This window comes from Massilia haematophila (assembly GCF_042647645.1).
GTDB classification, from domain to species: Bacteria; Pseudomonadota; Gammaproteobacteria; order Burkholderiales; family Burkholderiaceae_D; genus Telluria; species Telluria haematophila.
Map to the genome: position 1 here is coordinate 1,569,011 of NZ_JBHRVV010000001.1, position 13,403 is coordinate 1,582,413.

10 protein-coding genes are annotated in these 13,403 nt (G+C 69.9%); 7 read left to right on the forward strand and 3 right to left on the reverse strand.

Translation table 11 applies throughout. The features are described from left to right. Positions 1–179: 179 nt before the first annotated feature. A complete protein-coding gene (locus ACFOPH_RS07075) occupies positions 180–761 on the reverse strand; it encodes a flavin reductase family protein (RefSeq protein ID WP_379734392.1) in 582 nt (193 codons plus the stop codon). 106 nt (positions 762–867) lie between these two features. Here ACFOPH_RS07075 and ACFOPH_RS07080 point away from each other — a divergent pair, with 106 nt between their 5' ends. Further along, entirely contained in the window at positions 868–2,112 is a 1,245-nt protein-coding gene (locus ACFOPH_RS07080; RefSeq protein WP_379734394.1) for an MFS transporter, read from the forward strand. A gap of 12 nt (positions 2,113–2,124) precedes the next feature. On the opposite strand, the gene ACFOPH_RS07085 is transcribed toward ACFOPH_RS07080, so the two are convergent. After that, positions 2,125–2,925 (reverse strand): ferritin-like domain-containing protein, encoded by an 801-nt coding sequence (locus ACFOPH_RS07085; protein WP_379734396.1) that lies wholly within the window; start codon positions 2,923–2,925, stop codon positions 2,125–2,127. Between the two features lie 156 nt (positions 2,926–3,081). On the opposite strand from ACFOPH_RS07085, the gene ACFOPH_RS07090 reads away from it, so the two are divergent. Continuing rightward, positions 3,082–4,092, forward strand: coding sequence for a sulfate ABC transporter substrate-binding protein (locus ACFOPH_RS07090; protein WP_379734398.1), 1,011 nt, complete (start codon positions 3,082–3,084; stop codon positions 4,090–4,092). Positions 4,093–4,180: 88 nt separating this feature from the next. Then, positions 4,181–4,834, forward strand: coding sequence for an FMN-binding negative transcriptional regulator (locus tag ACFOPH_RS07095; RefSeq protein ID WP_379734400.1), 654 nt, complete (start codon positions 4,181–4,183; stop codon positions 4,832–4,834). A 187-nt stretch (positions 4,835–5,021) separates the two neighbouring features. Here the strand turns inward: ACFOPH_RS07095 and ACFOPH_RS07100 are convergent, their stop codons facing one another. Next, a complete protein-coding gene (locus tag ACFOPH_RS07100) occupies positions 5,022–5,984 on the reverse strand; it encodes a diguanylate cyclase domain-containing protein (RefSeq protein WP_379734402.1) in 963 nt (320 codons plus the stop codon). A gap of 121 nt (positions 5,985–6,105) precedes the next feature. Here ACFOPH_RS07100 and ACFOPH_RS07105 point away from each other — a divergent pair, with 121 nt between their 5' ends. From ACFOPH_RS07105 to ACFOPH_RS07120, 4 genes are all read left to right on the forward strand, one after another. Continuing rightward, on the forward strand, positions 6,106–10,470 hold the full coding sequence (locus ACFOPH_RS07105) for an Lhr family helicase (protein ID WP_379734404.1): 4,365 nt from the start codon (positions 6,106–6,108) through the stop codon (positions 10,468–10,470). Positions 10,471–10,531: 61 nt separating this feature from the next. After that, entirely contained in the window at positions 10,532–10,969 is a 438-nt protein-coding gene (locus tag ACFOPH_RS07110) for an HIT family protein (protein ID WP_379734406.1), read from the forward strand. 227 nt (positions 10,970–11,196) lie between these two features. Then, complete coding sequence (locus tag ACFOPH_RS07115) at positions 11,197–12,633, forward strand: APC family permease (RefSeq protein ID WP_379734408.1); 1,437 nt, start codon at positions 11,197–11,199, stop codon at positions 12,631–12,633. 41 nt (positions 12,634–12,674) lie between these two features. Further along, a complete protein-coding gene (locus ACFOPH_RS07120; protein WP_379734410.1) occupies positions 12,675–13,268 on the forward strand; it encodes an SAM-dependent methyltransferase in 594 nt (197 codons plus the stop codon). Positions 13,269–13,403: the final 135 nt, after the last annotated feature.

The window sequence follows — 13,403 nt, forward strand, 5'->3', positions numbered from 1 at the left end:
TCCTTTTTGATGGGCCGTTCGAACCGTTCGAACATCTGCGCCAAGCGGGACTCTTACTCCGTTGTGCGCTGGGGCCGCGTTGTCGATAAAGTACATTATGCAGGTTCGCGGCGGGCGTAAAAAGCGAGTAGTTTGCCGGCCTATCATCGAAGAATTCGAACATCCTGCGAGCGCCAGGTTTAGGGCTCGCTCCGGGCCTGCATCGGCTCGCCGATCGCATAGAAATGGCCGCCGGCGACGTGATGAATGCTGCGCCATTCCGTGCCGGCGGTCTCGAAGTGCCAGTGGCCGTCCTTGAACACGCGTTCGTCGGCCCAGGCGGCCGTGACTTCGCCGATGAAGAGGTCGTAGGCTTGCTGGTTGTGCGGCTCCGGCACCAGGCGGCAGGCCAGCCAGGCCGAGCAGCCGGCGACGAAGGGCATGCCGGTCTCGCCGAGCCGGACCAGCTCGACGCCGGCCACCTCCAGCTTGCCCGGTTCGCTGGCGCGCCCGCGCGTGCCCACTTCATGGGTCAGCTGCAGCAGCCGCACGGTCGGCACCTGGATCACGAACTGGCCGCTGGCTTCGACCAGGCCGCGCGTATGCGTGCTCTTGTCGAGCACCACGGTCAGCTTCGGCGGCGCGAAGTCGAGGGCGCAGGCCCAGGCCGCCGCCATGACGTTGTCGACGCCCGCGTGGCGGGCCGAGACCAGGACCGTCGGCCCATGGGTCAGCAGGCGGTAGGCCTTTTCCAGGGGGACGGGTCGAATGTGTTCGTTCATGCTTCACTCCAGATGGGATCGCACGGCGCCGGGCACGGGGCGCCGCCTGATCGGATAAGATGCATTGTATGACAGGCCGATCCGGCGCCTGTCCACGGGAGAATCCATGAAGCACGCGTCGGCGCCCGCGCCGGATAGCGCAGTTGCCGACATCGCGCCAGGCATGGTGCGCCTGCTGGCCTTTGCCGCCGGCGTCATCGTCGCCAACCTGTATTACGCCCAGCCGCTGGTCGGGCCGATCGCGGCCGCCACCGGCTTGTCGGCGGGTGCCGCCGGCCTGGTCGTCACCCTCACCCAGATCGGCTACGCGCTCGGCCTGTTCTTCATCGTCCCGCTCGGCGACCTGGTCGAGAACCGGCGCCTGGTGTTCGTGCTGTTGCTGGGCACCGCGCTGGCCCTGGCGGCCGCCGCCTTCAGCGAGCAGGCCTGGCTGTTCCTCGCCAGCTCGCTCGGCATCGGCCTCGGTTCGGTGGCGGCCCAGGTGCTGGTGCCTTTCGCGGCCCACCTGTCGCGCGACGAAACGCGCGGCTACAACGTCGGCAGGGTCGTCAGCGGCCTGCTGCTGGGGATCATGCTGGCGCGCCCGGTAGCCAGCCTGGTAGCCGACCACGCCGGCTGGCACAGCATGTTCGGCGCCGCCGCCCTGGTCGTGCTGGCGCTGGCCTTCCTCCTGCGCCGCCGCCTGCCGCTGCGCCAGCCTGGTTCGCCGCTCTCTTACTGGTCGCTGATCGGCTCCCTGCGCACGCTGTTCGCCACCACGCCGGTGCTGCGCCGGCGCGCCGCCTACCAGGCCGCCATGTTCGGCTGCTTCAGCCTGTTCTGGACCGTGACGCCGCTGGTGCTGGCCGGCCCCGCCTTCGGCCTGTCGCAGACCGGCATCGCGGTCTTCGCCCTGGTCGGCATGGCCGGCGCCGTGGCCTCGCCGATCGCCGGCAAGCTGGCCGACCGCGGCCACACCCTGCCGGCCACCGCCTGCGCCCTGCTGCTGGCAGTGGCCGGTTTCGCCCTGCCGCTGCTGGCACCGCTGCTGGCATTTGAGTCGCGCGACCTGGCGCTGGCCTTGCTGGTGGTCGCCGCGATCGTGGTCGACATGGCCGTCGCCGCCAACATGGTCCTCGGCCAGCGCGCGATCTTCGCCCTCGGCGCGGAAGTGCGCGGCCGCCTGAACGGCATCTATTTTTCGCTGTTTTTCGTTGGCGGCGCGGCCGGTTCGGCGGCCGGCGGCTGGGTGTACGCGCAGTACGGCTGGCATGCGGTCCTGCTGCTGGGCATGGCCCTGCCGGGCGCCGCCCTGCTCTACTGGCTCAGCGAATACCTGGCCAGCACGCGGACCGTAGGCGAGCCGAGCTGAGGGGCTTGGGCCTCAGGCCAGGCGCGCCAGTTCCGCTTCGCTGAAGCCGGCGCGGCGGCGCGCCTCGATATTGAACGGGCCTTTCAATACCGGCGCCTTGTAGCGCACGGTCAGCGCGTCGTAGGTGGAGACCGGTTCGAGCCCGCGCTCGGCACACAGGTGCAGGTACCAGCGGTTGCCGATCTCGACGTGGCCTTCCTCGTCGCGCAGCAGGATGTCGAGGATCTCCGCCGCCGCCCCGTCGCCGGCCTGGGCTAGTTTCGCGCGCAGCGGCGGGATCGCGTCCAGGCCGCGCGCTTCCAGCGTGCGCGGCACCAGGGCCATGCGTGCCAGCACGTCGTCGCTGGTCTTGCCGACCATCTCCCACAGGCTGTCGTGGCCCGGAAAATCGCCATAGACGTAGCCGAGGCCGGCCAGGTGGCCCGACAGCAGTTCGAAGTGATAGGCCTCTTCGCGCGCCACGCGCAGCCAGTCGGTGTAGTACGCAAGCGGCATGCCGGGGAAGCGCCACAGGGCGTCCAGCGCCAGGTTGACCGCGTTGAATTCGATGTGGGCCAGCGCATGGATCAGCATGGCGCGCCCTTCGGTGGTCGCCATCGAGCGGCGTCCGACCAGGCGCGGCGGCACCAGCTCGGGCCTTTCGGGGCGGCCGGGAATGGCGCCGGCGGGTTGCAGCACCGCGGCATTGTCGACCCGGGCCTGGCCCTGGCTATGCAGCTCGGCAAGTTCCGCGACCATGCGGGTTTTCGCCGCCGGATCGGTTTCGAGCAGGGATGCCAATGCGCCGGCGCGCAGCTCGGTCGGAAGTGCCATGGTGTATGTCGTCGTCATCAAAGCGCGCAGTGTAGCAAACCGGGGCGTTGGCCGGCCATATGCGGAAAACAGATACGCATCTAGCAAAAGCTTCGTTCCCATCGGCCGGGCGAGTCTTTAAGGTATGCCTTACCTGATGACTTTTCCGGAACAATCATGATCAAGAATAAGCTGTTCGCCCTCGTCGCCGCCACCGTTGCCGCCGCCGCCCTCCTGCAACCGGCCTTTGCCGCCGACATCAACCTGCTCAACGTCTCCTACGACCCGACGCGCGAGCTCTACCAGGACGTGAACGCGGCCTTTGCCAAATCGTGGAAGGCGCAAACCGGCGACAACGTCAGGATCAAACAATCGCACGGCGGCTCGGGCAAGCAGGCGCGCTCGGTGATCGACGGCCTGGAGGCCGACGTCGTCACCCTGGCCCTGGGCTACGACATCGACGCCCTGGTCGACAAGGGCCTGCTGCGCCACGGCTGGCAGGCGCGCCTGCCGCACAACAGCGCGCCGTATACCTCGACCATCGTGCTGCTGGTACGCAAGGGCAACCCGAAAGCCATCAAGGACTGGAACGACCTGGTGAAACCCGGCGTCTCGGTGATCACGCCGAATCCGAAGACCTCGGGCGGCGCGCGCTGGAACCACCTCGCGGCCTGGGGCTATGCGCTGCGCCAGCCGGGCGGCAACGAGAACACCGCCAAGGAATTCCTGCGCAAGCTGTACAAGAACGTGCCGGTGCTCGATTCCGGCGCGCGCGGCGCCACCACCACCTTCGTCGAACGCGGCATCGGCGACGTGCTGATCGCCTGGGAGAACGAAGCCTACCTGGCGGTGAAGGAACTCGGCCCGGACAAGTTCGACATCATCACGCCCTCGGTCAGCATCCTGGCCGAGCCGCCGGTGGCCGTGGTCGACCGTTTCGCCGACAAGCACCAGACCCGCAAGGTGGCCGAGGCCTACCTGAACTACCTCTACACCGACGAGGCCCAGGCCATCATCGCCAACAACTACTACCGTCCGGCCACGCCGAAGGCGGCCAGGCAGTTCGCGGACCGCTTCCCGCAGGTGAAGCTGTTCACCATCGGCGACGTCGCCGGCAACTGGGCCAACGCCCAGAAGACCCACTTCGCCGACGGCGGCGTGTTCGACCAGATCTACCTGACGAAGTAACCGCTCCGCCGTTCTATGGGGCAAGGGGCGGGCGCCGGGGCGGGAAACACGCGATAATCGTGGTTCCCGCAACCAGGAGGATCGTGCGATGTACATCCCTGCCCACTTCGACGAACCGCGCCGCGAGGCCCTGCATGCGCTGATCCGGGACCATCCCTTCGGCACCCTGGTGACGCATGGGGCGCAGGGACTCGACGCCAACCACCTTCCCTTCGCGCTGGTCGACCAGCCGGACGGTCCCGTCCTGCTCCACGCCCACGTGGCGCGCGCCAATCCGCTCTGGCGCGAGGCCGGCGACGGCGACGAAGTGCTCGTCATCTTCCGGGCCGGCGACGCCTATGTGTCGCCCAACTGGTGTCCGTCCAAGCACGAAAACCACAAACAGGTGCCGACCTGGAACTACATGGTGGTCCATGCCCACGGCCGCATCCGCGTGCGCGACGACGAGCGCTTCGTGCGCGCCGTGGTCGGGCGCCTGACCAAAACCCACGAAGCGGCCCAGCCGACACCCTGGAAGATGGCGGACAGCCCGCGCGAATTCATCGACACCCTGCTGCAGGCGGTGGTGGGCATCGAGATCGAGATCACGCGCCTGGTGGGCAAGTCGAAACTCAGCCAGAACAAGGCGTTGCCTGACCTGCGCGGGGCGGCCGAGGGGGTGAAGGCGAGCGGAGGCGAGGCGGTTGGCAACGCCATGCTGGCCCGCGCCCAGGCCAACGGCAGCGACCGCCAGGCCGGCTAGGGTGTATCTGGCTGAACGCCGAGGAGAGGGAACACAATGGTTGCCACGACGAGTAGGGTGGGCGCCCCGTGCCCACGCGTGAACGTCATGTCATGTTGGCGTAACGTCATGCGCTAGCTGAACGCGCGAACGGCCTCCATCTACCCTGCTGGCAGAGCCAAAACGGCTTGAATGCAGTCAGATAGACCTAGCCCTCGTCGCCGGCCGCCACCACCCGATTGCGCCCGCCGCGCTTGGCCGCGTACAGCGCCCGGTCGGCGGCGGCGATCAGCGCCGCGGCATCGTTCAGGTGCGTGCGCTCGAAGCTGGCCACGCCGATGCTGAGGGTGACGATGGGCCGCACCGCCTGCGGCGCGTGCTCCAGCGCCAGACCGGCGACATGCTCGCGGATCGCGTTCGCATGCCCGCGCGCCTGCTCCAGCGTGGTGTCGGGCAGGATTGCCGCGAACTCCTCGCCGCCATAGCGCGCGGCGACGTCGGCCGGGCGCTTGAGCATGGCGGCCAGGGCCTGGGCCACCATCGACAGGCAGGCGTCGCCGCCCTGGTGGCCGAAATGGTCGTTGTAGGCCTTGAAGGAATCGATGTCCATCAGCAGCAGCGACAGGGCCCCGCCGCTGCGCTGGGCGCGGCGCAGCTCGCGCTCGAGCGCCACGTCGAAATGGCGGCGGTTGGCGATGCCGGTCAGGCCATCGACGTAGGAGCGGGCGCGCAGCGACTCGGCATGCTCGAGCAGCTGGCGCTCGCGTCCGAGCGCGCCGCTGACGTCGCGGATCTCGATCAGGCAGAAGGCCTGGCCGTTCTCGGCGAAAGGCGTGACCAGCACGGCCTGCTCGATCCGTTCGCCGTCGAAGCTGCCCGCCGCGCGCAGCGGAAACGGCGTGCGGTCCTGGGCCTGGGGCACCCGGGTGGTGATGTTGTCGAATAGGGCCGCCAACACCGCCGCCTCCAGGCGCGAGCCGCGCAGCCCGGCGAAGACCTCGAACAGCCCCTGTCCCTTCACCCGCGCCGCGGAACGGCCCGAACGCGCGCTCATCCAGCGGTTCCAGAGCACGATGTTCTGCCGGGCGTCGACGACGACCAGGCCGCAGTCGGCAAGATTGACGGCCTGGTGGGCAAAGTCGGCTGGGGTGTCGGGCGTGGTGGTCAGCACAGTGACAGTTCGATTGGGAAACTATCGATGATACTGGAAAACGCGATGCTTGCCGACCACTGCCATGGCGGCGATTGCGCGATAATCTTGCCATCGGCCCGGTCAACCCCATCTGTCACGCATGAACGATCTCGCCCTTCCCGCCAGCCTGCGCCACGACTTCCATCCGGCGGTCGCCGCCTGGTTCGCCGCCAGCTTCTCCGGCGCCACCGAGGCCCAGCTGCGCGCCTGGCCGTTGATCCAGTCCGGCCGCGCCCCCCTGGTCGCCGCGCCGACCGGCTCGGGCAAGACCCTGACCGCTTTCCTGGCCGCGATCGACGCCCTGGTGCGCACCAGCACCGACGGCCCGCTACCGGACGAGACCCGGGTGCTCTACGTCTCGCCGCTGAAGGCCCTGTCGAACGACATCCGGGTCAACCTCGAAGGACCGCTGGCGGGTATCGACCGCCAGCTCGCCGCGATGAACCTCCCGGCGCACGGCATCCGCAGCGCCGTGCGCACCGGCGACACCACCACCGCCGAACGCAACGCCATGCGCCGCCGGCCGCCGCACATCCTGGTCTCCACCCCGGAGTCGCTGTATGTGCTGCTCGGCTCGGACAGCGGGCGCGCCATGCTCGCTACCGTGCGCACCGTGATCGTGGACGAGATTCACGCGGTGGCCGGCAGCAAGCGCGGCAGCCACCTGACATTGAGCCTGGAGCGGCTGGATGCGCTATGCGCACAGCATGGCAACCCGGCCCCGGTGCGGATTGGCCTGTCGGCCACCCAGAAACCGATTTCCAGCGTCGCCGACTTCCTCGTCGGCGCCGGTGCATCCTGCGCCGTGGTCGACGTCGGCCACGTGCGCGCCCGCGACCTGGCGCTGGAACTGCCGCCGGTGCCGCTGGAGGCGGTGATGCCGAACGACGTCTGGGAGCGCGTCTACGACCGCATGGCCGAACTGGTGGTGCTGCACCGGACCACCCTCATCTTCGTCAACACCCGGCGCATGGCCGAACGCCTGGCACGCCACCTGGGCGAGCGCCTCGGCGCCGGCCACGTGGCCGCCCACCACGGCAGCCTGGCCAAGGAATACCGGCTCGACGCCGAACAGCGCCTCAAGCGCGGCGAACTGCAGGCGCTGATCGCCACCGCCTCGTTGGAACTGGGGATCGACATCGGCGACGTCGACCTGGTCTGCCAGGTCGGCTCGCCCCGCAACATCGCGGCCTTCCTGCAGCGCGTCGGCCGCTCCGGCCACTTCGTCGGCGGCACGCCGAAGGGCCGCCTGTTCCCGACCTCGCGCGACGACCTGGTCGAATGCGCCGCCCTGCTCGACTGCGTGCGGCGCGGCGAACTCGATGCCCTGCGCATCCCGCGCGCGCCGCTCGACGTGCTGGCCCAGCAGATCGTGGCCGAAGTGGCCTGCCGCGAGTGGGCCGAGGACGACCTGTTCGACCTGGTGCGGCGCGCCCGGCCCTACGCCGGGCTCGAACGGGAAAGCTTCGACGCCCTGCTGCGCATGCTGGCCGAGGGCTACACCACGCGCGCGGGCGTGCGCGGCGCCTACATCCACCGCGACGCGGCGACGCGCTCGCTGCGCGGCCGGCGCGGCGGCAAGCTGGCGGCCGTGACCTCGGGCGGCACCATCCCCGAGAATGCCGACTACACCGTGCTGCTCGAACCGCAGGGGCTGTCGGTGGGCAGCGTCAACGAGGACTTCGCGGTCGAGAGCCTGGCCGGCGACGTGTTCCAGCTGGGGAACACATCCTACCGCATCATGAAGGTCGAATCGGGCAAGGTCCGGGTCGAGGACGCCCACGGCGCCGCGCCCAATATCCCGTTCTGGCATGGCGAGGCGCCGGGACGCAGCGACGAATTGTCCACCGGCGTGGCGCGCCTGCGCGCCGAGGTCGAGTGCCAGTTGGCCGGGGCGAACGACGGTGCACCGCTGGACCGGGCGCTGGACTGGCTGGCCGAGCATCTCGGCCTGAAGGAAGACGCCGCGTCGCAGATCGTCGACTACCTGGCCCGCGCGCGCAGCGCGCTGGGCGCCCTACCGACCCAGGATACGCTGGTGATGGAACGCTTCTTCGACGAATCCGGCGGCATGCAGCTGGTACTGCACAGCCCCTTCGGCAGCCGCATCAACCGCGCCTGGGGCCTGGCGCTGCGCAAGCGCTTCTGCCGCAGCTTCAACTTCGAGCTGCAGGCCGCCGCCACCGAGGACGCGATCATCCTGTCGCTGTCGACCAGCCACAGTTTTCCGCTGGACGAGGTCTGGCGCTACCTGCGCGCGAACACGGCCGAATCCATCCTGGTGCAGGCCCTGCTCGACGCCCCGGTGTTCAACGTGCGCTGGCGCTGGAACGCGACCACGGCGCTAGCCCTGCCGCGCTTTGCCGGCGGGCGCAAGGTCGCGCCCCAGCTGCAGCGCATGAAGAGCGACGACTTGCTGGCCTCGGTGTTTCCCGACCAGGCGGCCTGCCTGGAAAACATCGTCGGCGAACGCGAGCTGCCCAGCCACCCGCTGGTCGACCAGACCCTGGACGACTGCCTGCACGACGCCATGGACAGCGAGGGCTGGCTGGCGCTGCTGCGGCGCATGGAGGCGGGCGAAGTGCGCCTGCTGGCGCGCGACCTGCCGGCGCCGTCGCCGCTGGCGGCCGAGATCCTGAATGCGCGGCCCTACGCCTTCCTCGACGACGCGCCGCTCGAAGAGCGCCGCACCCAGGCGGTGCTGAACCGGCGCTGGAGCGATCCCGCCTCGCCCGACGACCTTGGCGCGCTGGATGCCGATGCGATCGCTGCCGTGGCCGAGGAGGCCTGGCCGCGCGCCCGCAGCGCCGACGAAGTGCAGGAAGCGCTGGTCGCGCTGGGCTGCGTCACCGAAGGCGAGGCGCAAGGCCAGGAGGGCTGGCCGGACTGGCTGGCGCACCTGGCGGCCGGCGGGCGCGCGACGCGCATGCGCATTCAGGGCGGCGCGGATCTCTGGGTCGCGCTCGAACGCCTCGACTGCCTGCGGGCGGTCTATCCCGATGCCGCCATCGCGCCGCCGCTGGAGGCGCCCGACAGCCACCGCGGCAACGAGGGCGAGCCCTGGACGGTCGACAGCGCCCTGGTGGAACTGGTGCGCGCCCGGCTGTCGGGCAGCGGGCCGCGTCCGCTCGCCGCCATCGCAGCCGGCCTGTCCCTGCCGGCCGGCGCCGTCGCCATCGCCCTGGCCGCGCTGGAAAGCGAAGGTTATGTCATGCGGGGGCGCTTCACGCCGGGCGCGCCTGACGAGGAGTGGTGCGAACGCCACCTGCTGGCGCGCATCCACCGCTACACCATCAAGCGCCTGCGGCGCGAGATCGAGCCGGTCGAATTGCAGGACTTCATGCGCTTCCTGTTCGACTGGCAGCACCTGACGCCCGACACCCAGTGGCAGGGCCAGGAAGCGCTGCCCCAGCTGCTGGCCCTGCTCGAAGGCTACCCGGCGCCGGCCGGTTCCTGGGAACCGGACCTGCTGGCGCTGCGCATGCCGGACTATTCCATCCTCTGGCTGGACGACCTGTGCCGCGCCGGCAAGCTGGTCTGGACCCGGATCGATGCGCCCCGCTCGGTGGCCGGCGGCCCGGTGCGCTCGACCCCGATCGTGCTGCTGCCGCGGCGCCGGACCGCGCTCTGGCATGCGCTGCCCCAGGATGCCGGTGCGCCGGAAGTGTCGCCACGCGCGGCCGTGGTGCTGGATGTGCTGCGCCGCCACGGCGCCCTGTTCTTCGACGAACTGGTGCACGAGGTGCGCATGTTGCCGGTGGAACTGGAGAACGCGCTGGGCGAACTGGTGAGCCTGGGCCTGGTCAATGCCGACAGCTTCGCCGGCATGCGCGCGATGCTGCAGCCGGTGGCGAAACGCGCCAGCATGGACCGCAAGCGCCGCCGCGGCGCCGGCCCGAGCATGGAGGAAGCCGGGCGCTGGGCGCTGGTGCGGCGCGCAGGTGCGAACGATGCGGACGCCCCGCCGGCGCAGGACGCGAACCCGCCGCGCCGGCGCCGGCTGCCCGCGGAGACGCTCGAATACGTCGCCCTGACCCTGCTGCGCCGCTACGGCGTGATGTTCTGGCGCCTGCTCGAGCGCGAGGCGCCCTGGCTGCCGTCCTGGCGCGAGCTGCTGCCGGTCTACCACCGGCTCGAAGCGCGCGGCGAGATCCGCGGCGGGCGCTTCGTTGCCGGCTTCTCGGGTGAGCAGTTCGCGCTGCCGGAGGCGATTCCCCTGCTGCGCGAAGTGCGGCGCCGCCCGCACGACGGGGCGCTGGTCTGCCTGTCCGGGATCGATCCGCTGAACCTCTGCGGCACCCTGCTGCCTGGCGACAAGGTGCCGGCGCTGGGCGGCAACCGCATCCTGTTCCGCGACGGCCTGCCGGTCGCCCACATCGTCGCCGGCAAGATCGGCTACCCAGCACCGCCCGGCGCCGAGCGCGAGCTGTTCCACGCCCACCTGGTCGGGCGCGGCAGGTTCTGATTTGGACGTGCCACGGCGCGGATGGTATCGTTTGCGTCCCACTCCACAACGAAAGATCGGCATGCAAGCGACGAGCTATGACACGAACAACCCCTTCGCCCGCATCCTGCGCGGCGAACTGCCTTCGATCCGGGTCTACGAGGACGAAGCCACCATCGCGATCATGGACATCATGCCCCAGGCCGATGGCCACGTCCTGGTGATCCCGAAGGAAGCCGCCGCCGAGATCTTCGCGCTGTCCGAGGAAAGCGCCGCCTGCATCCGCACCACGAAACGGGTCGCCGCCGCGGTGAAGGCCGCAATGGAGGCGCCGGGCGTCATGATCGCCCAGTTCAACGGCAGCGCCGCGGGCCAGACCGTGCCCCACGTGCACTTCCACATCGTCCCGCGCCATGCGGACATTCCTCTCAAGCCGCACGCCGGCGTCCCCGCGGACACCGGCCGGCTGCGCGAACTCGCCGAGCGCATCGTCGCCGCCTTGCCGGCCGGCGACGCGTAAGAACGTAACGCAGGCGAGCGTTGCGGTCCTGCGACGCTCGCGCCATGCGGGTCTAGAAAATCCCGCGCCACGGCCCGCGCCCAAACGGACGCGAGGACAGCGCGTGGCATACTGGGCCGGCCGTCGAACAGGACGGCGCCGCCCGGAACCGCACGCATTCCGGCCCGGCAAGATGCGAACCCGGCGTGCCCGATGTGGTCGAACCTCCTTTGTCGAGCGTCGTTGCCATGGACCCACATGAAGCGGTACGCATCGCAGCACCTCCAGGCGAAGCCCGCCCGCGGCCGACGCTCGGCCTGCGCGCGGCGGTCGCCCTGATCGTCGGCGTCGTCATCGGCGCCGGCATCTTCAAGGCCCCCGCGATCGTCGCCTCCATGAGCGGCAACGCCACCGCGATGTTCGCGCTGTGGGCGCTCGGTGGCCTGGTCTCGCTGGTCGGCGCCCTCTGTTATGCCGAGCTCACCACCGCGTATCCGCATGCCGGCGGCGACTACCACTTCCTGCAGCGCGCCTACGGCCGCACCGTGGCCTTCCTGTTCGGCTGGGCGCGCTTTTCCGTCATCACCACCGGCTCGATCGCCCTGCTCGGCTTCGTGTTCGGCGACTACCTGCAGCAGGCCCTGCCGTTCCCGGGCCTGGCGCGCGGCACCGGCGCCACCCTGTATGCCTGCGCCGTCATCGCCGTGCTCACCCTGCTCAACCTGCGCGGCATCCGCACCGGCGCCGCGACCCAGGGCTGGCTCACGCTGCTCGAGGTCGGCGGCCTGCTGCTGATTGCGGGCGCCGCCGCCTTCCTGGCCGATCCGGCGCCCGCAGCGCCAGCGTCCGCGATAGCGACCCCGACCGGCACCGGCGGCGAGGCAGCCGCGCACAGCGCAAACTACGGCATGGCGATGGTCTTCGTCCTGCTCACCTACGGCGGCTGGAACGAGGCTGCCTACATCAGCGCCGAGGTGCGCGACGGGCGCCGCTGCATGGTCAAGGCCCTGACCCTGTCGATCCTCATCATCACCGGGCTCTACCTGCTCGTCACCTGGGCCTGCTGGCACGTGCTTGGGCTGGACGGCATGGCCGCGTCCGAGGCGCTCGCCGCGGACGTGATGCGCGCCACCGTCGGCCCGGCCGGCGAAACCGTGATCGCGCTGCTGGTCGCCGTCTCCGCCCTGACCTCGATCAACGCCACCATGATCGTCGGCGCCCGCACCGGCTACGCCATGGGCTGCGACTGGCCGCGCCTGTGTCGCCTCGGGCGCTGGGACGGCGAGCGCGATTCGCCGGCCGCCGCCATGCTGGTGCAGGGCATCGCAGCGCTGGTGCTGGTCGGCGTCGGCAGCGCCGTCGGCAGCGGCTTCAAGGCCATGGTCGAATTCACCGCGCCCGTGTTCTGGCTGTTCTTCCTGCTTGCCGGCGCCTCGCTGTTCGTACTGCGCCGGCGCGAGCCCAGCCTGCCGCGTCCGTTCAAGGTGCCCCTGTATCCCTTGCTGCCGCTGCTGTTTTGCGCCAGCTGCGCCTGGATGCTCTGGTCCAGCCTGTCCTACGTGTTCAGCCAGTCGCTCGGCGGACTGAACGCGGCCTGGATCGGCGTGGCCGTGCTCGGCTTCGGCCTGCTGCTGTTGCCGCTGCTGCGCGGCCGCCAGGAACCGGACGCCACCCCGTCACCCTGAACCCGTCTCGACCACGCCCTGACCACCTAAGGAGAATCCCGATGAATTCCCCCACCAGCCGGCGCCAGGTTCTGCTCCTGGGCGCCACCGCGACCGGACTTGGCCTCTTGCCCGCACCTTCCCTGCTGGCCCAGCCGGTTGCCGACAAGCCGACGCTCGACGTGCCCTATGTGCCGACGCCCCAGGCCGTCGTCGACCGGATGCTGGCGCTGGCCAAGGTCGGCAAGAACGACGTCCTGTTCGACCTGGGCTGCGGCGACGGCCGCATCGTCGTCACCGCCGCCAGCCAGTTCGGCGCCCGCGGCACCGGCATCGACATCGATCCCGAGCGCATCGCCGAGGCCAAGGAGAATGCACGCAAGGCCGGGGTCGAGAAGCAGGTGGAGTTCAGGCAGGCCAACCTGTTCGAGACCGACCTCTCGAAGGCCTCCGTGGTCTCGCTCTACCTGCTGCCGACCATCAACGTCAAGCTGCGCCCCCGACTGTGGCAGCAGTTGAAGGTGGGTTCGCGCGTGGTTTCGCACGCCTTTGACATGGGCAACGAGTGGCCTGCGGACAAGACCGCCACCGTCGACGGGCGCACGATCTATTTCTGGACCATTACCGAGGCCCAGAAACGGCAAGCCAAGGCTTAAGCCCGCTCCGGGCGGCCTTGCGCCGCCCTCTGCCGACTCGCCGGCCGCGAGACGGAAGGTGTTTGCACGCATGGCGATCCCGTGTACACTGTAATGAGAATCATTCGCATCGACGGCAATTCGTCCCTACCTGGG